Here is a 26780-nt window from a genome sequence, read left to right on the forward strand (position 1 = left end):
TCCTCATTGAACGCGACGCCTGCCCCGAAACCGCTTCTGCGCCCGTTGCAGACATACCCACGACACTTCCGGCGCCGCCGGTCCGCGCCTGTCACCTGACGTCAATGCTTCCTTGACATCATCATCGACGGGTACGACAAACCCCACGCGTACGGGTACAACGTCACGCCGGCGTCGGCCGCGGTCGGGATGGAGACGGGCAGCATGCCGGTCGGGTTCACCTCACCGAACATCACCCGCGCGCACGCCCGCATCGACACCGCGTTCCCCGCGTACGCCGCGAGATACGTGGACACCGAGGTGTAGTACGCGATGTCGTACGGGTCGGAGATCGCGACCGCGACCACCGGGATGCCGGTCGCGACCAGGTTGCGCACGAGGAGGCGCTGGTGGCGCAGCGGGTCCACGGTGGTGTCCCACGCCTTCTGCGTACACACCACGACCAGGCTCTTCCCCCGGGCAGCAGCGACTGCCGCAGCGATCTGGTCGGTCGTCGGCTGGGTGCCGGTGACCAGCCGGGTGACGGTCTTCCCGCGGGACCGGAACTCGTCGGTGAGCGTCTGGGTCGCCGCCGAGCCGGCTCCGGTGACCAGCACGGTGCGAACGGCAGAGGACAACGGCAGCACCTGGCGGGAGTTCTTGATCAGCGTGGTGGTCTGGTCGGCGATCTGGTCCGCGCGGGCGAGGTGGGCGGGCGTTCCGACGACGTCGCGCACCTTGCCCACGTCGACGAACGGATCGGCCACGATCCCGGCCGCGGTCTTGGCGCGCAGGATCCTGGCGACCGACGCGTCCAGGCGCGCCCCGCTGATCTCGCCGCTCCGCACCGCCGCGACGACGGCGTTGTAGGCGAGATCCATCCTCGGCGGCATCAGCAGCAGGTCGCATCCCGCCTTGACCGCGAGCACCGGAACCCGGTCGTCGCCGTACTTCTGGCGGACGCCGGCCATGGTGAGCGCGTCGGTGATGACCAGGCCACCGAAGCCGAGCTGGTTGCGCAGGATCCCGGTGATGATCGGGTACGACAACGTCGCGGGGTTCCCGGAGGGGTCCAGGGCCGGGAACACCAGGTGGCCCACCATGATCGCGTCGACGCCCGCCGCGATCGCGGACACGAACGGCGGCGCGTCGACGTTCTGCCACCGGGTGCGGGAGTGGGTGATGACCGGGAGCCCGGTGTGGCTGTCGACGGTGGTGTCCCCGTGGCCCGGGAAGTGTTTGGCGGTGGCGAGGATTCCGGCGTCGTCCTGGTAGCCGCGTACCTCCGCCGCCACCCACGTCTTGACCAGGTTGGGGCTGGAACCGAACGACCGTACGCCGATCACCGGGTTCCTCGGGTTGACGTTCACGTCCGCGTCGGGCGCGTTGTCCTGGTTGATGCCGACGGCGGCGAGTTCCAGCCCGGTGATCTGCGCTGTCACCTGCGCGTTGACGGAGTGCCGGCTGGCCCCCAGCGCCATGGAGCTCGGGAACTGCGTGGCCGGCGGGCCGAGCCGGACGACGGTTCCCTGTTCCTGGTCGGCGGAGATCAGCAGCGGAACGGCGCCTCCGTTGCCGACGGCGGCGGTCTGCAGCCCGTTGGACAGGCCCGCGACCTGAACCGGGTCGACCAGGTTGTTCGACCAGGTGAAGTAGATGACGCCGCCGAGGTGGTACTTCGCCACCACCTCGGCCGGGGTGGCGACGCCGTAGAGCCTGGTGTTGTTCGCATCCGAGGTGTGCGCGGTGGCGCCGTACACCACGTTGACGAACAACTGCCCGACCTTCTCCGCCACCGTCATCGAGGCGATCCGGTCGGCGATCGCGGCGGCGGCAGCGGTGTCGGCGGTGTCGGCATGCGCGGGAGCCGGCCGGGCGAACCCGTCGGCGGAGGCGCCCGCCAGACCGGCCACCGCGCCGGCCGCACCGAGAACGAACGCCCGTCGCCCAGGCGCCCCCGAGGAGCCTTCACCCGTGGGAGGTGTGGTCTGCATACGAAGATGTGTGGGACGAAAGCGCCGTGGCGAAACCGATTGTGTGGTACGCCGGGACAACGTGACGGCCGTTCGCACCCGCCCCCGCGGCGGCCCGGGTCCGCCGGGCCGGTGTCAAGCTCGGGTTGCGAGCACGAAGCACTGCGGCGTCGGCTCCCGGTCCTCCGGCTCCCGGACCACCCGGGCGTGCAGCGCGAACCCGTTGTCCCGCAGGTCCCGGATCACCCGGTCCGGGCTCAGCCGGTAGATGTCGTACGTCACCTCGTGGCCGTACGCCTGTGCGCGTTCCCGGCGGATGCGCTGGTCCTCCCCCACCTGGAAGCCGAGCAGCAGCCGGCCGCCGGGACGCAGCACCCGGGCGAACTCCGCGAACACCGCCCCCTGCTCCGCGGGCGGGGTGTGGATGACGGAGTACCACCCGAGGGCCCCGGCGAGTTCGGCGTCGGGCAGGTCCAGCGCGGTGATCGTGCCCTCGGCGAACCGCAGCCCGGGGTGGTCCCGGCGCGCCTGCGCCAGCATCCCCGGTGACAGGTCGACGCCGAACGCGTCCAGGCCGAGGCCGGCCAGGTGCCCGGTGACCCGGCCGGGTCCGCACCCGAGGTCGCCGACCGGTCCGCCGCCGTCGGACCGTACGAGCTCGGCGAACGCCGCGAGCATCGCCCGCTCCACCGGCTTGCCGGCCAGCTCGTCCCGTAGCAACTCGGCGTAGTCGGCGGCGACGGTGTCGTAGGCGGTTCTGGTCACGTGCAGGTGGGGGGCTTCGACGTCGGTCACCCGCCCGACCGTACTGTCTACCCCGGACCCACTGTCGCCGCCGCTCCGCAGGGCACCGCGGTGCAGTCCCGGAGGCCGCCCCCGCCGCGCACAGAGCGTGGCGTTTGTGCGGATCGGACAAATCCGCGCCGCCGACTCCGTGGGCTGCCGTGCTGATGAGGCGTGAACGACTTGGCAAAGTGGCGGATAGTGGAGCTTCACGAAGAAGGGGTGCGCTGATGACTGCTGGCAACGAGGCCGTTCTGGTGACCGGACTCGGCGCGACGACACCGCTCGGCGGGGACGTCGACTCGACCTGGGCGGCCATGCTCGCGGGCGAGTCGGGGATCACTCCGCTCGAGGCGGAGTGGGCGGCCGACCTCCCGGTGCGTATGGCGGGCCGGTTGAAGGTCGATCCCAGCGAGGTCATGGGCCGGGTCGAGGCCCGGCGACTGGACCGCTGCGAGCAGATCGCCCTGATCGCCGCCCGGCAGGCCTGGGAGCACGCCGGCCGGCCCGAGGTCGAGCCGGAGCGGTTCGCGGTGGCGATCGGCACCGGCATCGGCGGTGTGCTCACCACCCTCGGCCAGGACGACGTACTGGAGACCTCCGGTGTACGCCGGGTCTCCCCCCACACCGTGCCGATGCTGATGCCGAACGGCCCGGCTGCGTACGTCAGCATGGAGTTCGGCGCCCGCGGCGGCGCACACACCCCGGTCAGCGCCTGCGCGTCCGGCGCGGAGGCGATCGCCCTCGGGCTGGACCTGATCCGGCTCGGCCGTGCCGACGTCGTGATCGCCGGTGGTACGGAAGCCTGCATCAGCGCGCTGCCGCTGGTCGGGTTCGCCAATGCGCGCGCCCACTCGATGCGTAACGACGCACCCACGGAGGCGTCGCGTCCGTTCGACGTCGACCGGGACGGCTTCGTCTTCGCCGAGGGTGCCGCCCTGCTCGTCCTGGAGCGCGCCGACTTCGCGGCCGCCCGGTCGGCGCGCGTGCACGCCACCCTCGCCGGGGCCGGCATCACCTCCGACGCCGGCCACATCACCGCGGGTAGCCAGGACGGCCAAGCCCGCGCGATCCGGATGGCGCTGAAGTCCGCCGGGGTGAGCCCGGAAGAGATCGGGCTCGTCCACGCGCACGCGACCTCGACGCCGATGGGCGACATCACCGAGGCCGGTTCGGTCACCGAGGCGATCGGCACCCACCCGGCCGTGACCGCCACGAAGTCGATGACCGGCCACACGTTCGGGGCCGCGGGCGCGATCGGTGCGATGGCGGCGATCCTCGCTCTGCGCGAGCAGGTCGTACCCCCGACGATCAACCTCCACCAGCTCGACCCGCAGGTGAAGCTCGACGTGGTGTCCGGCGAGGCGCGCAAGATGCAGTTGAACGCGGCGCTGGCCAACTCGTTCGGCTTCGGCGGGCACAACGCGGCACTGGTGTTCACCACCGCCCCGTGACCTGACGTACGCCCCGCACTGGCCCCCGTTCGCCGACCGGCGACGGGGGTCGGTCCGTCGGTACGTCAGTCCGTCGCGGCCGGGTGGTCGCTCGCACTCCTGCGGAGTACGCAGAACTCGTTGCCCTCGGGGTCGGCGAGCACCGCCCAGCCGTGGTCGACGCCGCTGCGGCGGTCGGTGACCATGGTCGCGCCGACCTCGAGCAGGCGCTTGACCTCCGTGTCGGGATCGCCCGCGGGGCGCAGGCACACGTGGACGCGGTTCTTCACCGACTTCGGCTCGGGCACCCGGCAGAAGAAGAGCGTCGGCCCGAACGGCTGGGAGATGCTGGCCTCGGGGTCACCGGGAAAGTCGTCCGCGGCCAGCGAACGGCCGGTGACCTTGCTCCAGAACTGCGCCAACTCGAACGGGTCGGCGCAGTCGAACACGATGTTGTGTACGACGGCGGTCATCAGACCTTTATAACACTGCGTGTCGGTGCGGTTCCAGGCCGCGCATGGCGTCGGCGAGCGCGTCGAACACCCGCTCCACCACGGCTTCCTGTCCCCGGCGCACCTTCGCCACCTTGTCGCCGGCCATGATCCGAAGCCGGGCGGAGTCGTAGACCGTGGCGTGCGCGGCGGCGACGAACCCCGCACCAAGGGTCGCGCTCACCTCGTCGAAGCCCTCGGCGCGGAGGATGCCCACCAACTCCGCGCGGAACTCGTCCTGCTGCTCCACGGTGCGGGCACGCAGCGCCGGCGTCTCGTCCACGACCTTCCAGAACACCTGTCCCTGGTCGACGACGCCCGACATCGGATGGCGTTCGGAGAGCCAGCCGCGGTGCAGCCGGCGCACCGCTTCGGCGACGGGTTCGCCGGGGGCGCGCTCACTGATCGCCCGCCGGAAGTCGACCACCGTGTCGGCGGCCCGGTCCAGGAACAGGTCCTCCTTGCGCGGGAAGTAGTTGAACACCGTCATCCGGGACACACCGGCCGCCTCGGCCACCTCGGCGATGGTCACGTTGTCGAAGCCTCGCGCGAAGAACAGTCCGGTGGCGACGTCGGAGATCCGCCGCCGCGTCTCCCACTTCTTGCGTTCCCGTAGCCCGGCCATGGCGAAAGCATACTCAGTCGAATCTTGTACTCAGTATAGTTTCATGTCATGGTGACTCCCATGCGCGAACCGAAGACCTGGGACGTACTCGTGGCCGGCGGTGGGCCGGTCGGACTGATGCTCGCCTGCGAGTTGCGGTTGCACGGCGCCGACGTACTCGTACTGGAACGCCTGACCGAACCCGACGCCACGATCAAGGCGGGTTCGGTGAACGTGCCCACGCTGGAGGCGTTCCGCCGGCGGGACCTGCTCGGCCCGATCGAGCGGTTCCAGGCCGGCATGCTGGCCTCGGTCGCACAGATGTGGGCCGAGCCGGGCAAGCCCGCGCCCGACGTGTCCGTCGTACGAGAACGGATGCGCACGGTGGGCGGCCACTTCGGCGGCCTGTTCAAGCTCGACCCCACCCGGTTGGATGCCGACGACCCCGACCTCGACATCACCGACGCCAACCCGCTGGCGGTGATGCCCCAGGTCGAACTGGAACGCCTGCTGGCGGAGCGGGCCGTCGCTCTGGGCGTGCGGATCCGGCGCGGCGTCGCCGTCACCGAGATCGGTCAGGACGACGACGGGGTGAGCGTGCGATGCGGGGACGCCGCGGAGGTGGTGCGTGCGCGCTACCTGGTCGGGTGCGACGGCGGGCGCAGCATCGTGCGCCGGCAGGCCGCGTTCGACTTCCCCGGCACCGATCCCTGCATCACCGGGCGCCAGGCCATGGTGACGATCGACCACCCGGAGCGGTTGCCGAAGGGGTGGAACCGCACCGAGGTCGGCATGGTCGTGCACGGCCCGGTGCCGGGCCGGATCCTCACCGTGGAGTTCGACGGACCGCCCGCCGACCGCGACCTTCCGGTCACCCGGGAGGAGTTGGAGACCAGCCTCCGCAGGGTCAGCGGGCAGGACGTGCGGATCACCGCCGTGCGGAGCGCGACCAGGTTCACCGACAACGCCCGGCAGGCCACGTCGTACCGGCAGGGCAGGGTCCTGGTCGCCGGGGACGCCGCCCACGTGCACTCACCGTTCGGTGGACAGGGGCTCAACCTCGGCATCGGCGACGCGGTCAACCTGGGCTGGAAGCTGGCCGCGGTCGTGCGGGGACGGGCCGGCATCGACCTGCTCGACACCTACACCGCCGAACGCCACCCGATCGCCGCGCGCGTGCTGGAGATCACCCGCGCCCAGGTGGCGTTGATGCGGCCGGACCCGCACACGAACGCGTTGCGGGACGTGGTGTCGGACCTGATCGACACGCACGAGGGGAATGCCTACTTCGTCAAGCTGATCGGCGGGTTCGCCCAGCGGTACGACCTCGGCGGCGACCACCCTCTGGTGGGGCGGCTGATGCCGTTGCTACGGCTGGCCGACGGCTCCACCCTCGCCGACCACTTCCACGACGGCGGCTTCGTCCTGCTCGACCTGTCCGGCGCCGACCGCCTGCAAGGGTTCGCGACCGGGACCGATCTGCCGGTGAAGGTCGTTGCGGGGAGGGCGGAATCCACCAGGATCACCGGGTTGCTCGTTCGACCTGACGGCTACGTGGCCTGGGCCCGCGAGGGCGGCACCGCCGACGGGCTCCCGGAGGCGCTGTCCCGCTGGACCCGGACCACTGTCAACGTCTAGGGCGTGTCTCCCGAATGTCGGCCTTCCGGGCTGCGATGGTTGACCGATGTCGCGTTCAGCCGTGCTGTCCGATGCCCAGTGGGAGCTGATCGAGCCCTTGATGCCGTCCTCGGACGGCAAGCGGGGCAACAGGTTTCGGGACCACCGCAGGATCGTCGAGGGTGTCGTGTACCGGTTCCGGACCGGCATCGCCTGGCGTGACCTGCCGGAGCGGTTCGGGCCGTGGCAGACGGTCTGGAAGCGGCATCGCCGGTTCTGCGGCGACGGCACTTGGGACCGGATCCACACCGCGCTGCTCGCGCACGCCGACGCGGCCGGTGACATCGACTGGTCGGTCAGCGTGGACTCGACGATCAACCGCGCGCACCAGCACGGCACCAACCTGACCAGGCCCGCCACTGGCACAGGGGGAACTGTCGAATCACACGAATCTGCGGATCGAGCCGGCTGACCACGCCATCGGCCGCTCCCGCGGAGGCCTGAGCACGAAGATTCACCACTTGTGCGACGGCAAGGGCCGCCCGCTCGTGCTGCTGCTCGGGCCCGGCCAGGCCAACGACTCGCCGATGTTCGCGAACCTGCTCAAGGCGATTCGCGTACCCAGGCAGGGTCGAGGGCGCCCGCGGACCCGACCCGACGCGGTCCTGGCGGACAAGGCGTACTCCTCCCGCGGCAACCGGGCGCTGCTGCGCTCCCGTGGCATCACCGCCGTGATCGCCGAACCGTCCGACCAGACAGGAAACCGCAAACGCAAGGGCTCCAAGGGTGGCCGACCACCGACGTTCGACGCCGAGGCGTACAAGGGGCGCAACGTCATCGAGCGTTCTTTCAACGTCCTGAAGCAGTGGCGAGGCTTGGCCACCAGGTACGACAAGCTCGCCCTGACCTACCGCGGCGGCGTCGTACTCGGCGCGATCATCACCTGGCTACGCGAACTGGGAGACACGCCCTAGTTGCGCTTGCAGACCATCAGGAGGTTGCCGTCGGGGTCGCGGAACTGCAGGAAGGACACGCTGCCGATGTCCTCGATGTCGCTCTCGACCTTGACGTCGTTGACCTTCAGGTGCGCGAGGCACGTCTCGAGGTCGGTCGCCCACCAGAAGAACCGCGGCGGACCGGCAGTGTCGAACTCCGGCTTGTTGGCGTCCAGCGCGAGACCCACCTCGCCGGTGGTCGGCAGGTCGTAGATGGTGTCCTCGTGCGAGGCGTCCCCGACCGGCAGCCCCAGCAAGGCGGAGTACCACTCGATCGACCGCCGCATGTCCCGCACCGGGATGAACACCATGCCCACGCGGTTCTCGATCGGGGAACCTGCGGCCTGGCCGGTCGCGTGCGAGGTCATGCGTCCTCCTTGACACCGCATCCGGTGCCGTCATGGTGAAGTGGTATCGATTCCAGAGGTTCGGTCACGAAGCTGCCGAGATCCTGGCGAGTAGCGTATCCAGTGCGCTCCGGACGGCCGTCGCCACGTCGGGTCGACGCCGGAATCCCCACACCGTAAGCGATCCCTGCCACTGGGCGACCACGAGCTCACCGAGCCCGGACACGCCACCGGGGACCTCGCCGGGCGCATCCTCCAGGCGTTCCTCGACGGCGGCGGCGAGGGTGTCAATCCAGGCTTGCCCACGGGCGCGGAGAACCGGATCGCGCAGGTCCTCGCGCAGCAGCATCAACTGGTCGGCGTAGTCGTCGGCATCATTGGACCCGCCGGTGTCCCCGCCGGCGCCCCCGCCGACCCCTTCGTTCCAGCTGTCGTACTGCCCGCTCAGTCGTACGAACAGGTCGACGACCCCCGGCACACCGGACGGCGCCTCGGCACACGCCCGCGCGGTCTGCTCGTCGAGCCGGTCCCAGGCGAGCAGCAACGCCGCCCGCAGGAGGTCCGCCCTCGACCCGAACCGCTGCACCAGGGTCGAGGCGGCGAGATCGACCCTGGCGGCCAGCGAGCCGAAGGACAGGGAGTCCGGACCGGCGGCGCGCACGATCGACAGCGCGGCGGACAGGAGCACTTCGTCGGGGACCGTTCGCTTGCGGGGCATGCGGGCCATCCTATATAAACGAACGGTTGATCATATACGTTGGGCAGGGAGGAACGATCTCGTGAACGCACTGGACGGCAGCGGCGCGCTGGACGGCAGGGTCGCATTGGTCGCCGGAGGGACCCGGGGTGCCGGACGCGGCATCGCGGTCGAGCTCGGCGCGGCGGGCGCGCACGTCTACGTCACCGGGCGCACCACCCGCGAACACAGGTCGGAGTACGACCGGCCGGAGACGATCGAGGAGACCGCGGAGCTCGTCACCGCCGCGGGCGGCACCGGCACCGCCGTGGCCGTGGACCACCGGCAGCCGGACCAGGTCGCCGAGCTCGTACGCCGGATCGAACGCGAGTCGGGTCGGCTGGACGTCCTGGTGAACGACATCTGGGGTGGTGAGCAGCTGTTCGAATGGGACGCGAAGCTGTGGGACCACGACCTGGACAAGGGGCTGCGGCTGCTCCGGCTGGCGGTGGACACCCACCTGATCACCAGCCATCACGCGCTGCCGCTGCTCACCCGGCAACCGGGCGGGCTCGTGGTGGAGATGACCGACGGGACGTACGACTACAACTCCCGGACCTACCGTCTGTCGGCGTTCTACGACCTGGCGAAGTGGTCGGTGCTGCGGCTGGCCTGGAGCCAGGGCAGGGAACTCGCGGAGTACGGCTGCACGGCGGTGGCGCTCACTCCGGGCTGGATGCGTTCGGAGATGATGCTCGAGCACTACGGCGTCACCGAGGAAACCTGGCGGGAGGCCCTCGATCGTCCGGCCCAGCCACCGGCCCCCGACCCGGGTCACTTCGGCATCTCCGAGAGCCCGCGGTACGTCGGCCGGGCAGTCGCCGCACTGGCCGCCGACCCGGACCTCGCGCGGTGGAACCAGGAGTCGCTGTCGTCGGGGCAACTGGCGAAGGAGTACGGCTTCACCGACCTGGACGGCAGTTCCCCGGACGCGTGGCGCTACATGGTCGAGGTCCAGGACCCCGGGAAGCCGCCGGCCGCCCACCTCTACCGCTGACGCGCCGCTGCCTGTGTACGGCTTGAGGCCCGCCCGATCCGGTCCCGTTTGCGACGGGGCCGGTCGGGTAGGCCCGGGCCCATGCAGATTCAGAAGCAGCAGGTCGTGGACTTCCTCAACCAGCACGGCCAGAGCGACAAGGCCCAGGCCGTCTCACAGCATCTGCCGGACACCATCGACACCGACAAGCACGCCGACCAACTGAAGCAGCACGGGGTCGACCCGAGCCAGCTCACGCAGGGCGGCCTCGGCGACGCGGCGAAGGACGTCGGCGGCAAGCTCGGTCTCTGACCGACCCGGCGTTCTGTTCGACCCGCTTCGCCGGACGGCGGCAGGAGCAGGATCCCGGACGTGCAGACCGCTGAGATCTACATCCAGGCGTTCATTGCCGTTCTGGTCCTGGTCGACCCGTTCACCCGCAGTCGTTCTACACCACCAGCTGAGCCGAGCCCGCTGGGCGTGACCCGGGCCGGGCCGGCCCAACCATCCGTCCATCCTGAGCCGACCTCGAACCGACGGCGCATCGTCGCGGCTAGGGTGATCATCATGGGACGGGTCGAGGTGGCGTTGGTGATACTGACCGACCGGTGTGGGCGGACCGTGATGCAGCACCGGACCGACGACGCGCCGACCGATCCCGGCCGGTGGACCGTTCCCGGCGGCATGATCGAGCCCGGCGAGGACCCCGAGGCCGCCGTACACCGGGAGCTACTGGAGGAGACCGGGCTCCGGTGCGCCACGTTGTCGCTGGTACGCGTGATCGAGCGGCAGTTCCACGGCCCGAGGTCGGTTCGGTATCACGTGTTCGCGGGTACCACCGACGCCACCGACGACGACATCGTGCTCGGCGAAGGCCAGGCGATGGTCTTCGTGGCCCGGGACGAGATCGGCCGCAAGGACCTGTCACCGATCGCGCGGGAGGTGCTGGCCGACCGGCTGTCCGGACCGGCGAACACCGAGGCCGCGGACGATGCCGCGGTCGATGCGGTGGCGCGGCGGCTGAGCGAGGAGATCCCGCGACTGCTCGCCGAGAAGGACATACCCGGCATGGCGGTCGGCATCTGTGACCGGTCGGGCATCCGGTGGTCGGCCGGGTTCGGCGTCCGCGCCCGCGGCGGGGGTGAGCCCGTGTCCACCGAGACGGTGTTCAGCATCCAGTCGGGCACGAAGATGTACACCGCGACCGCGGTGATGCTCGCCGTCCAGCGCGGGCTGGTCGACCTCGACACTCCGGTCACGGCGTACCTTCCCGACTTCACCGTGCACAGCCGCTGGGAATCCCAACCCCAGCAGCGGATGACGTTGCGACACCTGCTCTCCCACACCGCGGGCTTCACCCACGAGGCGCCGCTGGGCAGCAACTTCGACGACCGCGACACCTCGTTCGAGGAGCACTGCCGAAGCATCCGCGACACCTGGCTGCGGTTTCCGGTCGGGCACCACTACGAGTACTCCAACCTCGGCATCGACCTCGCGGCGCTGGTCGTGCAGCGGGTCACCGGGCTGGCGTTCCACGAGTTCGTACGCACGGAAATCCTGCAGCCGTTGGGACTGCACCGCACCAGCCTCGACCACGAGGTGATCGCGCGCGACCCCGACCGGGCGGTCGGACACTCCACCGTCGGCAGCCGGGTCCCGGTGCGGGTGCCGATGGTCGGCGCTGGTGGTGCGTACACGAATGTCGACGACGCCCTGCGTTACTTGGGCTTTCACCTCACCGGCGGGCAGGGCGTGCTGCGTCCGGACCTGCTGGAGGAGATGTACGAGATCCCGAAACCCCTGCCAGGGCAGCGATTCGGGTACGGGCTCGGTGTTCAGGTCAGCCGCTGGAACGGCCGCCGGGTCCTCAACCACGGCGGCGGCGGCTTCGGCTTCCAGTCCGCCATGGCCTGGGACCCGGCCGCCGGTGTCGGGGTGGTGATGCTCACCAACACCGACCAATCGCTGAAGACGCACCTGGCCGCCGACCTGCTGGCCGACCTCGCCGGCAGTGATTCGTACGTCCCGGCACTTCCTCCCGCGGCGACCGGGGTCGACCGCAAGGCGCTGGCGACGATGGCCGGCGAGTACGTCGGGCGCGGCTTCAGCGTCGTCCGGATCAACGTCGACGGGGACAGGGTTTCCTTGGAACGCGCGGAAACCCGGCAGCCGCTGCGAGTGATCGGCCCGAACGAACTCGTGGCCGAGGACGACGGCTACCAACGGTTCCGGCTGCTCGGCCACGACGGCGGGCCCGGACACGACTACCTCGTCAGCGCCGACGACGGCGCCACCTACTACCGCAACGACGCGCCGTCTCTCGGTGACGACGCCAGCGTGGCTTCGTACGGCGTCGACTACATGGGCGCGCGAGCCGGAACGCTGCGGCTGCGGCGATCCGGTGACGGCGCCGCCCTCGCGGGTGACGGCGAGCCCGGGCATTTCGACTTCCGCGCTCTGCGGCTCACCGAGCACCGGCCCGGGCTGTACTTCTGCTCGATGGGCGAGGCGCTGGACCTGACCGGTGATCGGCCCACGTACGCCAACATCGCCCTCCACCTCGACGACGCGAGCTGATCGGCCACGCCAGCTGATCAGTGACCTTCCTGGGCGGTATGTCCCACCTGCCTCCGACGGATTCCGGCCACCAGGACCTAAGCGGCCGTTCGGCGTATGGTGGCCGCTCTGGGGGAGTCAAGGAGGTGTTCTGCCGTGAGAGTGACGCGAGGATTCGGTGCCGCAGGGGTGTTCCTGCTCGCCACCGTCCTCATGATCGTTTCCCTCGTCTGCTGCGTGACCGTCGTGCTGCTCCCGTTGGGGATTCCACTGGCGATGTTCGCGGTGCGGCTGTACGGCAAGGGCGCCAAGATGTTGCTCCCCCGCCCGCAGGAGGTGCAGCACGGCCTGCACAAGCTGTGGCGGCGCAAGACCAAGAAGGTACGCAAGGACGCCGGCAGCGAGATCAAGGGCGTCAAGAAGCGCTTCCGGAAAACGCGTGGCCACACCGGCGACCAGGTCGAGGGCGCTCGGAAGGGCCTCCGCAAGGCGGGCAGGAAGGCCGGCGACCAACTCGAGGGAACGGCCAAGAGCGCCAGGAAGGTACGCAAGAACGCCGGGCGCCGCGTTCGCAAACTGCGCAAGTCCGCGAACATCTGAGCGGCCGGTTGAGGACAGGTCCCACCTCATCGCAAGGCGGCGCCGCCAGAGTGGAAGCCGTGAAATCTGTTTCCAGCTGGTCCCTGCACCGCACCCTCGGCTCGTACATGTCCGGCGACCAGGCCGACGGCGGCGCCGGCACCTTCGCGAAGCCCGGCGCCGGGATGGCGTTGCTCGACCTGCCGGCGGAGCTGCGGCGCCGTGGCTACGACACGGTCCAGTTGTGCCACTTCCACCTTCCCAGCCGCGAGTCCGGCTACCTGGGCGAACTCCGGTCGGCGCTGGAGTCCGAGGGCGTCACCCTGGACGCCGTACTCGTCGACGACGGCGACCTCACCCACCCGGCCGACGCGGACACCCACCAGGCCTGGATCGACGGCTGGCTCGACGTGTCCACCACGCTCGGCGCGCGCCGAGCGCGGGTCATCGCCGGCAAGCAGTCGCCGAACCCGTCCCGGCTGGAGGACAGCGGCCGCCGGCTGGGCAAACTGGCCGGAGACCACCCGGAGATCCGCGTCGTCACCGAGAACTGGTTCGCGCTCACCGCCGGCGCCGACGAGGTGCACGCGATCCTGGACGCCGCGGACGGTCAGGTGGGTCTGCTCGTGGACCTCGGCAACTGGACCGGCCCGGACAAGTACGACCAGCTCGCCGCCGTCGCATCGCGCAGCGAGACCTGCCACGCCAAGTGCCGCTTCGACGCCGACGGTCCCGACCGGGAGGACTTCACCCGGTCACTGCAGGCACTCCGCCAGGCCGACTACAGCGGGCCGCTCGCCCTCGTCTACGACGGTGCCGACGACAACGAGTGGGACCGCCTGGAGGAGGAGCACGCCATCGCCACCGGCGTCTTCGGCTGAGTCCTCGCCAGATCGCAGGTGGTCGCTGTACTTCCAAAGTTCGCTGTATCCCAACCTCGCCAGATCCCTTCTGGGCAAGGAGCTCCGGACAATGCTGAATCCCGAGGTGGCGCCGGGAGCGTTCACCGAGCTGGACCGGTTCGTGTTCGAGTCGTGGGGTTACCTGGTGATCCCCGACGTACTGACCGCGGAGGAAGCCGAGGAGTGCTACGACGCGTCGGAGCGGCTGCACGCCGCACGGGACAAGGAGTTCGGTCAGCTCGGCCGGGGCTATGAGACCGAGTCCAGCCTGGAACGACTGATCGACCATCCGGCCGTACTCCCGAAGGTACGTGGGCTGTTCGGTGACCGGTTCGTCCTGCAGTCGAGCTGGAACACCATGCAACCCGCACACGGCAGGACGGGTGGCTGGCACCAGGACGGTTCGGGTGCGTACGACTTCGGCAAGCTCGGCTATCCGGTGCCGCTGATCCAGTTGCGGGCGTCGTTCCTGCTGACCGACCAGACGCGGCCGGGCACGGGCAACATGGAGCTGATCCCCGGCAGCCACCGCAGCACGGTGCCGTTGCCCGCCGACATCCGCGCGGCTCGTGGGGATGTACCGATCGGACACGTCATCTGCGCGCCGATCGGGTCGGTCCTGCTGTTCCACAACGGAGTCTGGCACCGGACGTACCGCCACGACGGAGACCGTGACCGCTACACGGCGCACTACGTCTACAGCCCGCCGTGGGTACGCCCGGCCGACCGGCTCACGAACTCCGCCGACTTCCTGGAACGAACGACGCCGATGCGCCGGGCGCTGATGGGCGAGTTCGAGCGGCCCGATGCGCCGTATGGGGCGGGGTACGAGCCACCGCCCTTCGACTGAGTGGCAGTGACCAACTTCCGTTCGACTCGCTCAGGGCCGGAGGACGCGTCGCCGCGGGTCCACCCACTCCGGGGGTACGTACTCGGGGTGGCCGTGTGCGCCCATGCGGACTTGCCAGCCTTTGTGGTGGACGGTGACGTGGTGGAAGCGGCACAACAGCACGCCGTTGTTCAGGTCGGTCGGGCCACTGTGGTCCCAGGCGGTCATGTGGTGGGTGATGCAGCGTGGTTCGGGGATGTTGCAGCCGGGGAAGTGGCAGTGGCTGCCGTCGCGGATCGCGAGTGCTCGTCGCTGGTGTTCCCTGAAGAAGCGGTCTGAGCGGCCGAGGTCGAGCACCTGCCCGTCTCCTGCGAGGACGACGGGGATGAGGTCGGCCTCGCACGCAAACCGGCGCACGGTCGCCGCCGAGATGGGTTTGCCGTCGGTGCCGAGGTAGCGGGCTGATCCGCCGCCTCCGCACTTGGGGCACCCGTCGTGCGGGTCGATGGCGTCCTTCAGCCCCACCGCACCGTGGGGTTCGGCGTCGTCCTCCTCGGTTCCGGGGTCGGTGTTCGGTTGTGGGGGTTGGCCGGGTGTTCGCGGTGGTGGTATCCCGTCCGTGGGTGAGCCGGTACCCGATGGTGGCCGTTTCCCCATACCTGGTTGAGTTGCCCGGGCTTGTTCCTGGCCTGCTGCTTCCTCCGGTGTCGGTTCCCCGTCCGTACGGGCCTGTCTGGCGTTCTTGGCGTTCCGGGTGTTGCCGGTGTCCTTGGTGTTGCCGGTGTCCTTGGTGGTGCCGTACTTGGGGTCGGTGCAGGGACAGGTGCAGGGCCGGGGGCGTACGGGGGTGGCGGTGTCGTCGATCGTCCCGGCACCGGTGCCGGTCAGGAGGGTGTCGATCGGGATGGTGACCGTGACCTGGGGTGGTCTGCCGCCGCGTACGGGTGCGGTGGTGGCGGCGGCGAGCAGGCCGAGGGTTTCGGCGAACGCGTCTCCTCGCCGCTGGTCGATCGGGCGGGTGTCAGGCTCAGCACCCTTCACCGGCACCGCCAACGGCTCGATGAGCTTGCGGAAGAGTTCCATCTCCCACGACGGCAAAGTGATCCGCACCGTCTCCGACTGGGGTATCCCGTTGGGCATGTACCGCAGGGACCGTTTCTGTTCGGCCTTGCGGTCCTTCTTCGCCAGTTCTTCCCCCTCCAGCCGTTCGGCCTCTTCGGGCGCGATGCGTTCCAGCAGCGACTCGCCCATCCTGCGGAGTTCGTCGGGGTTGGCGAAGCCGGCCTTCTCGATCAGGAACTCCTCCGCCCGGTGCCGTTCATCCGCATCTACATATTCGGGGAGTTTCTTCAGTGCTTCGGCGATCACCTTCGCCTGCTGGGCCGACACCGCCCCGGCGGCCATCGCCTCCAACGTCAGCCGCGCCACCTTGCCCAGGTCACGGGCCAACCCCACCACCGCGGACGCCTCCCGCTGGCCCAGCCGCTGCGCGGTCCGCAGATACACCGTCGCGTTCGGGGAACCGGTCAGCCTCCCGATGTCACAGGCCTCCGCCAGCGCCACCAGGTCCAGCTCCAGGGCCTCCAGGCGGGCCTTCTTCGCCCGCGCCGCAGCGATCACCGCCGCGAGCTCCTCCGGCTTCAGGCCACCCTTCGGGGCCACCCACGCCTCGTCCAGCGGCGCGTCGACCCGATCGAGCGCAGCCAGGATCCGGCCGGCGGCATCACCACCGGTCCAGGCACCCCACTCACTCGAAGACATGATCGAATCGTATCGGGCACCACCGACAAGCCCGGTTAGCCCACAAGGCGGGATTCCCCTTGATACAAAGGGAATTCAGTGCCTAGTGGCATTCGGCAAGAGCACTCGCAGGACGTCAGTCGCCGTCGGAGTGCAGGCGTACGACACCCTCTTCGTGGTCGACCAGGAAGAGCGTCCCGGGTGGGAACTCGCCGAGTGTCTCCGGCGGCAACTGAACGGTGCCGTCACCGGCGACGACGGCGAAGTCCTGACCGTCGCGACCCTCCGCTCCGACGCGGCCGTCCCGGATGGTGACGACCCGGCCGAGCTGGGTGCCCACCTCCGGGTCGTGGGTGACGACGACCACCGTGGTGTCGCGCAGGGCGTTCACCGACTTCAGCGCGGCCACCACCTCGTCGCGGCCGGAGGTGTCGAGCTGGCTGGTCGGCTCGTCCACGAGCAGCAGTCCGGGTCCGGCGGCGATGCCGACGGCCAGGGCGGCACGCTGTTGTTCTCCGCGGGTGAGCTCGGGCGGCTTCGACCTGGCCATCGCCGAAAGCCCCACCAGGTCGAGGATCTGCTCGGGTTCGGAGAGTTCGATCCCCTTGGTGGCGGCGGCTCTGCGCTGGGCGAGCCAGACGTTGCGCACCAGACTGGCGTACGGCAGAAGGTTGCGCGCGGAGCCCTGCAGCACGACGCCGATCTCGGTGCCGCGCAGCCGGTTCAGCTCCGCGTCGCTCAGCTTCCCGATGTCGTACCCACCGACGACGATCCGCCCCGCCGACGGCCGCATCAGCCCGGACAGCAAGGAGATCAGCGTCGACTTGCCGGACCCGGACGGGCCGACCAGCGCCACCATCTCACCGGAGTTGATCGACAGGTCGACACCGGACAGCGCGACGACGTCGGAGCCCTCGATCCGGTAGATGTGCACGACTCTTCGGCATGCCACCGCCAAGCCCATCAGCCACCCGCCTCCTGCCGTCCCTCGACCAGCCGACCTTCGACCAGGCGTCCCTCGACCAGGCGGCGCTGCCACCAGCCGCCGGCGACCGCACCCACGACGAGTACTCCCACCACCAGCAGTTCGAGCGCCGCGACGTGCGGCCATCGCGGCCAGTTCGCGAGCAGTGACGCGTCGACACCGAGTGGCAGCCGTCTGCTGGTGGCAAACCATGCCACGGCCGCGGCGATCGCGCCCGTGACCGCGCTGGTCACCACGATCCCGCCGTACGACCACAGTGCCGCACCCGTCGTCATGCGTTCACGCGCACCCTGTACGCGGAGTGCGCGCATGCCGGGGTTCCAGGTCCGGCGGTCGACGGCCACCACCAGGGCGAGTGCGCCGAGCCCGACGAGGACGGTCACCCCGGCCGCGAGCTGGTAGGCGTGCAGCGCCATCGCCGCACCGGACTTCTCCAGCGAGTCGCGCACCTCGCCGACCGTCCGGTCGGTGACGATCGCCAACCCCTCCTTGCGCAGCCGGTCGACGACCTGGTTCGGAGTGCCGGGCGCCAGCCAGACCTGTGGTGTGGTGGCGAAGCCGGGCTCCGCGGTCAGGCGTTCGGCATAGGTGAGGTCGATCAGCGCGCCCTTGGCACCCACGCCCGGCAGGGTCGCCACCTTCGCCTTCGCCACGAAGTCGACCGGCTCGCCGTCGATGTTGGTCAGCTGCTTGCCGGGCATGGTGCCGGCGGTGATCGCGGGCAGCGGGTACGGCACGTCGACCGCGCGGAGTACGTAGTCGTGGCCGGACCGCGGCGACGACTGGGTCATCAGCAGGCCGTCCTCGTCGCCGATGATGCGCAGCTGGTCGGTGACCGGTCCGCTTTCGGACGTGCGCCAGCGGCGGGGGTCGGCGAGCTCGGCCCGGGTCAGGACGTCCTTCCCGTTCAGCCGCAGGGCGGCGAGGTTGACGCCGATCCGCTGCGCACCCACGGCGGTGGTGCTGATGCTGACCCCTGTCAACCGGCACTTGTCCTGGCATTCGCTGACCTGGGCACGGTAGATCGGCTGTCCGGCGGACACCGGACCGAACTTCACCGCCACCTGGTCGTTGCGGGCCGTCCGCAGCAGCACCGTGGCGGAGAGGGTCTTGTCGGCGGTGAACGGGTCCGGCTCCAGTCGTACTGTCAACTCGCCGTCGCCCACGAAGATCGTCTCCGGCGCGGGCGGGCGCAACAGGCTCGCGAGCTTCGCCGGGCTGGGCCCGTCGCCGCTGCCGGAACCCTCCGGCCAGCGGCCGACCTTCGCCAGCCTGGTGGCGTCGACGCCGAGGACCGGAGGCTGGGAGCCGTCCCCGCTCGGTGCGGAGACCACCGCCATCGCGTGCCGACCGGTCGGGTCTGCGGTCCGCACCGCGCGCAGGAGTTCGGTCCGGTCGACGTCCTGCACCTCCAGAACCCGTTCGGCCCCGAGCAGTTGCTCGGCCGTCGCCTGCCGTCCCTGCGCGGCCACGTCCGTCGTCGTCACGGCGAAGCCGAAGGTGCCGAACGCCAGGGCGAGCACGACCAGCAGCTGCACCGAACCAGGCCGGCGGGCGAGGTAGAACGCCGCCACCGCCGGGCCGATCCGCCCCCGGCGCAGCGACCACCGGCCGGCCATGCCGATCAGCGGCCGGACTCCCAGCGACACCAGCATCGCCACCGCGAGCACGACCACGACCGGAGCGGCGACCATCACCCCGACCAGCGACGACCCGCCGAGGGAGCGCGTCTCGGCCACGACCACGACGCCGAGCGCGACCACGACCACCTCCACCGCCGCCACGACCACGCGGCGGGAGCGGGACGGAACCTGGCGCAGCAGCGCGCCGACCGGCGCGGAAAGCTCCCGGCGCAGGGCGAGCAGGGCGGCAACGATCGTCCCGGCGGCGGCGACCCCGGCCGCGATCAGCTGGGCCCGGTCGACGCCCACCAGGCCGGTCCTCCCCGCCTCCCCCGACACGGTCGCGGTGACGAGCACCCCGGTGATCAGCAGCCCGACGGGGACGCCGGCCAGCAACGGCAGCAGGCTCTCGGCGGACATGGCGAGCGCCCGCGTCGGCCACCGGGCACCCCGCAGCGCGACCGCGCCGATCTCCTGGCGGCGCCCCCACACGCCGTGCCCGACGGCGAGATGGATGACGAACCAGCACAGGGCGATCAGCGGCGCCGCGGCGATCGGCAGCAGCGCGCGGGCATGCGTGCCGTGCGCCTCGATCCGATCCAGCAGGGACGGCAGGGTGGACAGCAGACCGCCGCCGTACGGGTCGTCCTGGACGAGCCGGCGTTCGGCCGCGTCGAGGTGTGAACGGACCGCCGGAACGCTGTCCGGGGTGAGCAGGCCGGTCGGCATGATCGAGTCGAGGTAGAGCGTCTCCTGCCGGTGCAGCAGGCTTCCGGTGGTCGCCCGGTTGGTCATGATCGCGGCCGGTCCGAGCCGGCCGAGCGGGTCCTCCAGCGACCAGTACGCCGACGTCGGATGGTCGGCCTCGAACACCCCGACCACGGTGAGCGCGGCCGCCGGACCGTCCGGCTCCCACGTCTGGTCCTTGCGGCGTACGGGGGTGAGTGTCACCTCGTCACCGGCGTGCACCTTGGCCTCGGGGACCAGCGAGGCCGGCAGCGCGACCTCCCTGCTGCCCACCGGGCACCGGCCCTGTTTGAACGTCACGTGCCGGCAGAAGCCGTCCCGGGCAAGCAGGCTTCGCGGTTCGGCGTTCGGACGGCCGCGTTCGATCCCGCGCACGTGGACCTGCGCCGTGGTGACCGGGGTGAAGCCCTTCAGCCGGGACCGCGCGTCGGTGTAGGTCTGCAGGCCGTCGGCCGACTCGAGCACGTCGGTACGCGGGTTCGGCGAGTCCACCGACAGCGGCGGCATCGAGACCGTGCGGTCGGAGTTGTCGGCGACGGCGACCTCGTTGCGGATGGCGGCCCGGTCGATGGCCACCGCGAACGCGGGCACGCACACCGCCGCGAGGGTGGCCGCCATGGACAGGACGAACAGGGTCAGCGCCTGGCCCCAGCGGGTGGCCAGCTGCGCGAAGACGACCGCGATCATGGCCGCGCCCGGCGTACGAGAGCGGAACCGGACGCGACGACGACCGTGCCCAGCACGACGACGGCGGCCAGCGCGGCGGCCAGGACGGGGTAGCCGCGGGTGTCGACGGTGGGCAGCACCGACCAGCCGTCGACGAAGCCGGGGTACAGGATCCGGTCGACGGCGGCGCCCACCACTCCGGCGGCGAGCCCGATCACCGCTGCCGTGCCGACGAGGGTGCCGAGGGAGCCGTAGCCGACGGCTCGGATGGCGCGCGCGTCGACGCCCTGGGCGCGCAGGGCGGCCAGCTCGGCCGCCCGGCCGGGGCGTTCGCGGGCGGCGTCGATCAGGACGGCACCGGCCGCGAGCAGCAGGCCGACCAGCGCGACCGCGACCTGGAAACGTACGCCGACCGCACTTCCCTCCGCGCGCAGCTGGGTCAGTCGGGTGGACATGGACTCCTCCCGCAGGGTCGTCAGCCCGTGGTCGTGCAGGCCCGCCACCACCGACGCGGGTGCGTCGGCGGACAGCCACACCTGCGGGAACCCCGAGCCCGCGAGCGGGAACGGCACCAGCCGCTCGGCGTAGGTGAGGTCGACGATCGTGCCTGTCTTGTCGTGGCGGGGTACGAGCGAGCCGGTGCGGACGATCTGGGCCGGCACCGCCGCGCCGGGCAGCGGGACGAGCCGGGTCTCCTCGGCCGGGTCGGGCCGCCAGCCGGCGACGAGCGCGGGCAGCAGCACCGGGGTGTCCGCGACGAACGCCCAGTCGCTGCGGTCGAGCGGGACGTTCTCCGGCGGCTGGGAGACGGTGAGGCGCAGGCTGTCCTTCCCGGCGGCGATCGTGGGGCCGAGGTCGCGGGGGCCGACCGCCGGCCGCCAGCGTTCGGGTGCGGCGATCAGCGCCGCCGGCAGCGACGACCGCTCGGCGGCCGCGCCGGTGGCGCGGACTCCCGTACCGGCGGTCCCGGCCGTACTCCCACCACCCGCCGGATACAGGTCGACCCGCGCGCCCGCCGTCGCGGGTTCGTACCCCACGCCGGTCGGGTCGGCGACGTCACCGGTGGCACCGTCGGCCCGCCGGTCGCCGAGCACCTGGACGCCGACCAGCCGGCAGCCGGCCGCGCAGCTTGCCACGTCGGCGGAGTACGCCTTCCTCGTTTCGGTCAGCGGGCCGACGATGGCGTCGACGGGCTTGCCGTCCTTGGCGGTACGCATCCGGACCCGCAGGTGCAGCGGCTCACCGTCGGGGTCCTGGCCGGACGCGTCGACGACGAGCCGGCCGGTGCGCAGGGTGACCGGGTGCGGTGCGGACGGCCGGAGCGCGGCGGCGACCGCCGACGGCTCACCGCCGTACTCCTTGCGCCATCCGGTCACCACCGACAGCCGGGTGGTGTCCATCGCCAGCACCGACGGGTCGCCGCTGCTCTCCCCCGGCTGGTCGACGACGGCCATGGCGTACTTCCCGCTCGGGTCGGCGGCCCGCACCGCGGCCATCAGCTGTGCGGGGTCGTCGGCGTCCACGGTGAGCACCCGGTCGGCGCCGAGTTCCAGCGCGGCCCGCTGCACCTGGGTGCGGGACGTGGTGTCCCAGCCGACGAACGCGGTGGTGACCAGGGCGATCGCCACCACCACCAGGGCGAACAGGCGGTGCGTCTCCGGCCGGCGCGCGGTCAGCGCCGCGATCAGCGCCATCGCCGGGCGGCCGGCCTGGCGGGCGCGGAGGGTGAGCGAGTTGGCCAGCGGCGGCACGCCCCAGGCGGCCACCAGTGCGACCGCCAGCGCGACCAGGGCGGGCGCGAGCAGCGGAAGGCCCTCCACGCTGCCGCCGACCACGACGGCCTGGACGACGCCGTACACCGACAGGCCGACCAGCACGACGTCCACCAGCGAACGCCGCCAGCCGGGACGGCGGACGGGGATCCGCCGCAGCAGGTCGCGCGCCGGGGTGAGCAGGGTGCCGACCTGCGCGGCCACGACCGCGACCAGCCCGCCCACCAGGGTCAGCCCGAGCAGCAACAGGGACAACAGCAGGGCCGTACGCTGGCCGGCGGCGTCGAGCGTCCCGGCCATGGTGCGGCCGACGGCGAAGCCCACGCCGGCACCCACCACCGCGCCGCCCACCAGCGGCACCACGCTCTGCCCGAGGACGAGCACCCAGCCGCGGCCGGACGGCGCGCCGTGCAGTCTCCACCAGCCGACGTCGCCGCGGATCTGCACCGCGGCCTCGCGGACCACCACGGCCAGGGCGAACCACGTGAGCAGCAACAGCACCACCACGCCGACGCCCACGCCGGCGAGGACGTTGCGCCGGTCCTGGGAGATCCGGTCGAGCAGGCCGTCCAGGCCGGTGATGCTGGTGGAGAACCCCTGCTGGCCGAGGGTCGACAGGTCTGCGTTGATCTGCGAGGCGAGCCCGTCGGTGTTCATCGTGGCGAACGCCGCGGGTGAGGCCAGCAGGTCGTAGGTGTAGGTGGTCTGTTCCCAGCCGGTCATCGTCACCGGGGCCGTGAACGCGGTCGCCTGCTTGCTGCGGTCGTCGGAGCCGAGGCCGACGAGGTAGCCGTCCGCCCAGTACGGCTCGCTGGGGTCGATCACGCGGTAGACGCCGACCAGCTTGGCCCGGGCCGGCTTCTTCCCGCCGGTGAGGGAGAGGTCGTCACCGACCTTCAGGGACTGCTGAGCGGCGAACGCCGCCGGGAGTACCACCTGACCGGCCGCGGTGGGGCGGGACCCGGTGACCGTGAGGTGGCGGTAGACGTCGTCGCGGTAGGCGATCTTGACCACCGCCGCCGGGCTCTTCACCCCCGCCCGGCGCACGCCGCCCGGTGCGAACGCGCCGTCGATGGTGGCGAACCCCGGCGGCCGGAACGCCTTCCGGGCGTCCTTCATGGCGGCTTCGGAGGCGGTGTCGTTGGTGCCGCGCCAGGCCGACAGCCAGCTCACCTGGATCAGCCGCTGCTCGACCGGGGCGCTCCCGACCGCGGCCACCCCGACCTGCTGCTGAGCCTTCACGGCGTAGAAGGGCGCGGCCGTGACCGCGGCACCCGCGAGCAGCGCCACCAACGTGACGACGATCGCCGGCCCACGCCGGGCAGCCAGGGCGCCCCGAAGCACTGCCCACATGTCGTTGCCTACGCCCTGGCCGTCGTGGAGGTGGAGGTGGCCGAGGAGTTCGGCCGGCCCACCGTCGCGTCCGGCACGGGTTCGGACCGGACGATCTCGGCACGTCCGTCGACCAGGTGGAGCTCGGCGTCGCACACGGCCGCGGCGTCCGGGTCGTGGGTCGCGAACACCACCGCGGCTCCCCGGTCGGCTTCCTTGCGTAGCAGGTCCATCACGGTCTGCCGGGACACCGCGTCGAGCTCGCTGGTCACCTCGTCGGCGAGGAGGACGTCTCCGCGCAGGGCGAGGCCACGGGCGATCGCGGTGCGCTGCTGCTGACCGCCGGAGAGTTCCTCCACCAGCTGGTCGCGCTGCCCGGCGAGCCCCAGCGCGGCGAGGCACTCGACGGTGAGCCGGCGCGCGTCCGCCGGGCCGCGGCCGTTGGCCAGCAGCGCCACCTCGACGTTCTCCCCGGCGGTCAGGAACGTCGCCAGGCCGTTGTCCTGCGGCACCAGCACCACACCCTGTGCGACGGCGCGGTCGCGGTCACCCAGCGGCTCGCCGTCCAGACTGATCGTTCCCTCGGCGGGGCGCAGCAGGCCGGCGATGGTGGACAGCAAGGTGGACTTGCCCGCCCCCGAACGTCCGGTCACCGCCAGCATCCGGCCCGGCTCCACGGTCACCGTCACGTCCTGCAGGACCGGTGGGCCGACGTCGTACGCGGCGGTCAGCCGGTTCACGGAGACGGTTCGCAAAGGTTCCTCGCATCACCTCGGGCCTTGAGGGCATGATCGAACACGCCCCGGGAAACTGTGCTGCACGCTACCCCGGATACCGCCTCCTGCGCGATGCCCGGCGGTGCCCTGACCAGGACAACGGGTGGCCGGAAAGGGCGCGCGCTACGTCTTCTTCCAGAAGTACTGCTCGGGTGCGGACGGGCCCGGCTCGCAGCAGTCGTCGATCATCTCCCCGCCCACACCGTGCAGGGCGTTCTGGACGACGTTGTACCTCGCCTCGGGCAGCACCGTCCCGATCACGTAGAACTCCTCCTGGGAGATCCGCAGGATCTGCATGAAGAGCTCGTCGCGCTTCTGCTTGTCGGGCGTGACCTTGATCTGGTCGAACAACCGCATCTGCCGCAGCGGGCCGGCGGGTGGCTTCTGCCCCTGCGCGCCCTTCGTCGCGTACCACCGGCCCCACTCGACCGCATAGGCCGCACCGGCGTCCACCGGGAAGTACCATCCCGGGCTGAGCATCGGCAGGTCGCCGCCGTCGCCGTCGTCCATCACCGCGTCGTGGTTGTTGGCGTCGACCCGGTTGAACAGCAGGGTGGCGTCCTCCACCTTCACCTGCACGTCGACGCCGACCTTCTTCCAGTAGGCGGACGCGAGCTGGGCGACGTCGGCCCACAGCGGGTTGAAGTTCGTACGCACCTCGACGGTGAAGCCCAGTCGTTTGCCGTCCGGGCGCAGCCGGAACCCCTTGCTGTCGCGCTGCCGGTAACCGGCCTTGTCCAGATGCTGGTTCGCCTTCGCCGGGTCGTGCTGGGTGTACTGCTTGGCGAGCTGCTGGAGATAGAGCCCGGACTCCTTGCGGGGCGAGGTCTGCCACGGCTCACCCTGGTTCAGGAGTACGACCTTGATGATCTCCTGGCGGTCCAGGGCGTACGACAGACCGATGCGGAAGTCCTTGTTTCGCATGACTTCCCGCATCGCCGGGTCCTTGTGCGTCTGGTTGAGCAGGAACGTCGCGTCGTTCATCCGCGACGAACCGATCGCGATGAAGTGGAAGCTCCCCTTCTCCCGCCCGCCCGCGAAGACCGGCTTGCTCTGCAGGGTGACCAGCCCGGGCGTGACCAGGCTGTAGTCGCCCTGGCTGAGCTTGAGCGTGCTGACCTGCGGGTCGGTGATGATGTCGAACACGACCCGGTCGAGATAGGGAAGCTGCCGTCCGTCGGTGTCGGACTTCCAGTAGTACGGGTTGCGGCCGACCACCAGCCGGTTGCCGGACTGCGAGGACAACTTCCACGGGTAGATGACCGGCAGCTCGGTGTTCTGCCAGGAGCCGAACTCCGTCGGGCCGTTGCCGCCCTTGTTCAGAAAGAGTTTCGTCCAGTCCGACTGGCCCGCGTCCTTCGCCAGTTTGTCCGCGTCCGGGTTGTACTTCTTGTGGAACTGCTTGAGGTAGTGCTTCGGCAGGCAGTGCAGGACGGCACCGCCGGAGGACGCCACCTGGTCCAGGAACAGCCCCTGCGGGGTGGGAAAGGTGAACCGCACCGTGGTGGCGTCGACCTTCTCCAGCTTCGCCGGGTTTCCGTCCGGCGCGAACTGCGCGGGCATCACCGGATAGAGGTCCTTGTTGCTCAGCACGTCCTCGTATCCGAACAGCAGATCGTCAGCGGTGTAGGGCTTTCCGTCCGACCACTTCATGCCCGCGCGCAGCTTGAACGTGTAGACCCGGCCGTCCTGGCCGATCTCCCAGGACTCCGCGACGTTCGGCGAGATCTTGGTCTGGTCGACGTCCCACCGCACGAGCGGCTCGTACGACAACGAACCGACCAGGTGCGGGTCGGCGTCCACCGAGGTGAGGATGGTGTTCCAGGTGCCGCCGTACACACCGCCGGGCTCAGTGGGCTTGATGGCCATCGGCTTGGCCGGCATCCGCTTCGCCCGCGGCGGAAGCTTTCCGGCCTTCACCTGTTCGCTCAGCGCCGGCGCTTCCTTGAGTCCGGTACCGGCCTTCGCGCCGCCTCCGGAACCCTTGCCACCGTTCTTCTCCGACGGGTTGAGCGAGAGCGCGGAGCACCCGGCGACGGACAACGCCGCGACCGAGGTGAGGCCGAACCGGAACAGGTCGCGTCTGCTCGGCGCTTCGCCAGACGCCCGCTCCGGCGTACGGCCCGGCCGGTGGTTCGGTGTTCCGGCTGTTCTCATGCGCACGCTCCTCGTCGGAGTCGGGGCCCCCGCTGGCGTGCGCCCATCGTGTCCGTACGACACCTGCGTGTAAAGGGTGAACGGCGTTTGCGGCCGACCTCGGCAACCACACGTCGACCACACGGCAACCAGACGGCGACCGGGGTGTGCCGCGAACACACCCCGGTCGCCAGGTCTCACACC

At 70.8% G+C, this 26780-nt stretch carries 20 protein-coding genes and 1 pseudogene; 9 read left to right on the forward strand and 12 right to left on the reverse strand.

All coding sequences use genetic code 11. The features are described 5' to 3' along the window. Positions 1 to 101: 101 nt before the first annotated feature. The gene (locus FHR37_RS23940; protein ID WP_092879452.1) at positions 102 to 1973 is read right to left on the reverse strand and encodes a glycoside hydrolase family 3 protein; all 1872 of its coding nucleotides are present in this window, start codon (positions 1971 to 1973) and stop codon (positions 102 to 104) included. 114 nt (positions 1974 to 2087) lie between these two features. Then, entirely contained in the window at positions 2088 to 2747 is a 660-nt protein-coding gene (locus tag FHR37_RS23945; RefSeq protein WP_237768502.1) for a class I SAM-dependent DNA methyltransferase, read from the reverse strand. Between the two features lie 218 nt (positions 2748 to 2965). Here FHR37_RS23945 and FHR37_RS23950 point away from each other — a divergent pair, with 218 nt between their 5' ends. Next, on the forward strand, positions 2966 to 4189 hold the full coding sequence (locus tag FHR37_RS23950) for a beta-ketoacyl-[acyl-carrier-protein] synthase family protein (RefSeq protein ID WP_092879451.1): 1224 nt from the start codon (positions 2966 to 2968) through the stop codon (positions 4187 to 4189). Positions 4190 to 4254: 65 nt separating this feature from the next. On the opposite strand, the gene FHR37_RS23955 is transcribed toward FHR37_RS23950, so the two are convergent. After that, positions 4255 to 4641: a VOC family protein gene (locus FHR37_RS23955; protein ID WP_092879450.1), complete on the reverse strand. Its 387-nt coding sequence runs from the start codon at positions 4639 to 4641 to the stop codon at positions 4255 to 4257. Between the two features lie 7 nt (positions 4642 to 4648). Further along, positions 4649 to 5284, reverse strand: a complete 636-nt coding sequence (locus FHR37_RS23960; RefSeq protein ID WP_092879437.1) for a TetR/AcrR family transcriptional regulator — start codon at positions 5282 to 5284, stop codon at positions 4649 to 4651. A 60-nt stretch (positions 5285 to 5344) separates the two neighbouring features. On the opposite strand from FHR37_RS23960, the gene FHR37_RS23965 reads away from it, so the two are divergent. Further along, a complete protein-coding gene (locus FHR37_RS23965) occupies positions 5345 to 6901 on the forward strand; it encodes an FAD-dependent monooxygenase (RefSeq protein ID WP_092880712.1) in 1557 nt (518 codons plus the stop codon). Positions 6902 to 6947: 46 nt separating this feature from the next. Beyond that, a pseudogene (locus FHR37_RS23970) lies at positions 6948 to 7854 on the forward strand (IS5 family transposase). Here the strand turns inward: FHR37_RS23970 and FHR37_RS23975 are convergent. Beyond that, a complete protein-coding gene (locus tag FHR37_RS23975; protein WP_092888902.1) occupies positions 7851 to 8243 on the reverse strand; it encodes a VOC family protein in 393 nt (130 codons plus the stop codon). The pseudogene FHR37_RS23970 and the gene FHR37_RS23975 overlap by 4 nt on opposite strands. Before the next feature lie 64 nt (positions 8244 to 8307). Further along, on the reverse strand, positions 8308 to 8940 hold the full coding sequence (locus FHR37_RS23980; protein ID WP_092888906.1) for a TetR family transcriptional regulator: 633 nt from the start codon (positions 8938 to 8940) through the stop codon (positions 8308 to 8310). Positions 8941 to 9001: 61 nt separating this feature from the next. Between FHR37_RS23980 and FHR37_RS23985 the strand changes: the two genes are divergently transcribed. The 6 genes from FHR37_RS23985 to FHR37_RS24010 all read left to right on the forward strand — a co-directional run bounded on the left by FHR37_RS23985 (position 9002) and on the right by FHR37_RS24010 (position 14821). Beyond that, on the forward strand, positions 9002 to 9955 hold the full coding sequence (locus FHR37_RS23985; protein WP_237769077.1) for an SDR family oxidoreductase: 954 nt from the start codon (positions 9002 to 9004) through the stop codon (positions 9953 to 9955). An 81-nt stretch (positions 9956 to 10036) separates the two neighbouring features. Then, positions 10037 to 10246 (forward strand): hypothetical protein, encoded by a 210-nt coding sequence (locus tag FHR37_RS23990; RefSeq protein WP_092888912.1) that lies wholly within the window; start codon positions 10037 to 10039, stop codon positions 10244 to 10246. A 60-nt stretch (positions 10247 to 10306) separates the two neighbouring features. After that, positions 10307 to 12511, forward strand: a complete 2205-nt coding sequence (locus FHR37_RS23995) for a serine hydrolase (RefSeq protein WP_139239177.1) — start codon at positions 10307 to 10309, stop codon at positions 12509 to 12511. 135 nt (positions 12512 to 12646) lie between these two features. Then, a complete protein-coding gene (locus FHR37_RS24000) occupies positions 12647 to 13090 on the forward strand; it encodes a hypothetical protein (RefSeq protein ID WP_175542789.1) in 444 nt (147 codons plus the stop codon). Between the two features lie 59 nt (positions 13091 to 13149). After that, positions 13150 to 13950, forward strand: a complete 801-nt coding sequence (locus tag FHR37_RS24005) for a sugar phosphate isomerase/epimerase family protein (RefSeq protein ID WP_092889078.1) — start codon at positions 13150 to 13152, stop codon at positions 13948 to 13950. A 91-nt stretch (positions 13951 to 14041) separates the two neighbouring features. Beyond that, positions 14042 to 14821 carry a phytanoyl-CoA dioxygenase family protein gene (locus FHR37_RS24010; RefSeq protein WP_092888921.1) on the forward strand — a complete coding sequence of 260 codons (780 nt, stop codon included), beginning with the start codon at positions 14042 to 14044 and terminating at the stop codon, positions 14819 to 14821. 30 nt (positions 14822 to 14851) lie between these two features. Here the strand turns inward: FHR37_RS24010 and FHR37_RS24015 are convergent, their stop codons facing one another. From FHR37_RS24015 to FHR37_RS24040, 6 genes are all read right to left on the reverse strand, one after another. Then, a complete protein-coding gene (locus tag FHR37_RS24015) occupies positions 14852 to 16561 on the reverse strand; it encodes an HNH endonuclease signature motif containing protein (protein WP_179771022.1) in 1710 nt (569 codons plus the stop codon). Positions 16562 to 16676: 115 nt separating this feature from the next. Beyond that, positions 16677 to 17504 (reverse strand): ABC transporter ATP-binding protein, encoded by an 828-nt coding sequence (locus tag FHR37_RS24020; RefSeq protein WP_092888927.1) that lies wholly within the window; start codon positions 17502 to 17504, stop codon positions 16677 to 16679. Next, positions 17504 to 20581, reverse strand: coding sequence for a hypothetical protein (locus FHR37_RS24025; RefSeq protein WP_092888930.1), 3078 nt, complete (start codon positions 20579 to 20581; stop codon positions 17504 to 17506). Before FHR37_RS24025 ends, FHR37_RS24020 begins: the two co-directional genes overlap by 1 nt. Beyond that, positions 20578 to 23685, reverse strand: a complete 3108-nt coding sequence (locus tag FHR37_RS24030; RefSeq protein WP_139239179.1) for a hypothetical protein — start codon at positions 23683 to 23685, stop codon at positions 20578 to 20580. The genes FHR37_RS24025 and FHR37_RS24030 overlap by 4 nt, the downstream gene beginning before the upstream one ends. 8 nt (positions 23686 to 23693) lie before the next feature. After that, positions 23694 to 24419, reverse strand: coding sequence for an ATP-binding cassette domain-containing protein (locus FHR37_RS24035; RefSeq protein WP_092888936.1), 726 nt, complete (start codon positions 24417 to 24419; stop codon positions 23694 to 23696). Positions 24420 to 24563: 144 nt separating this feature from the next. After that, positions 24564 to 26597 (reverse strand): ABC transporter substrate-binding protein, encoded by a 2034-nt coding sequence (locus FHR37_RS24040; RefSeq protein WP_092888939.1) that lies wholly within the window; start codon positions 26595 to 26597, stop codon positions 24564 to 24566. Positions 26598 to 26780: the final 183 nt, after the last annotated feature.

The organism is Actinopolymorpha cephalotaxi (assembly GCF_013408535.1).
In the GTDB taxonomy this organism is placed as follows: Bacteria; Actinomycetota; Actinomycetes; order Propionibacteriales; family Actinopolymorphaceae; genus Actinopolymorpha; species Actinopolymorpha cephalotaxi.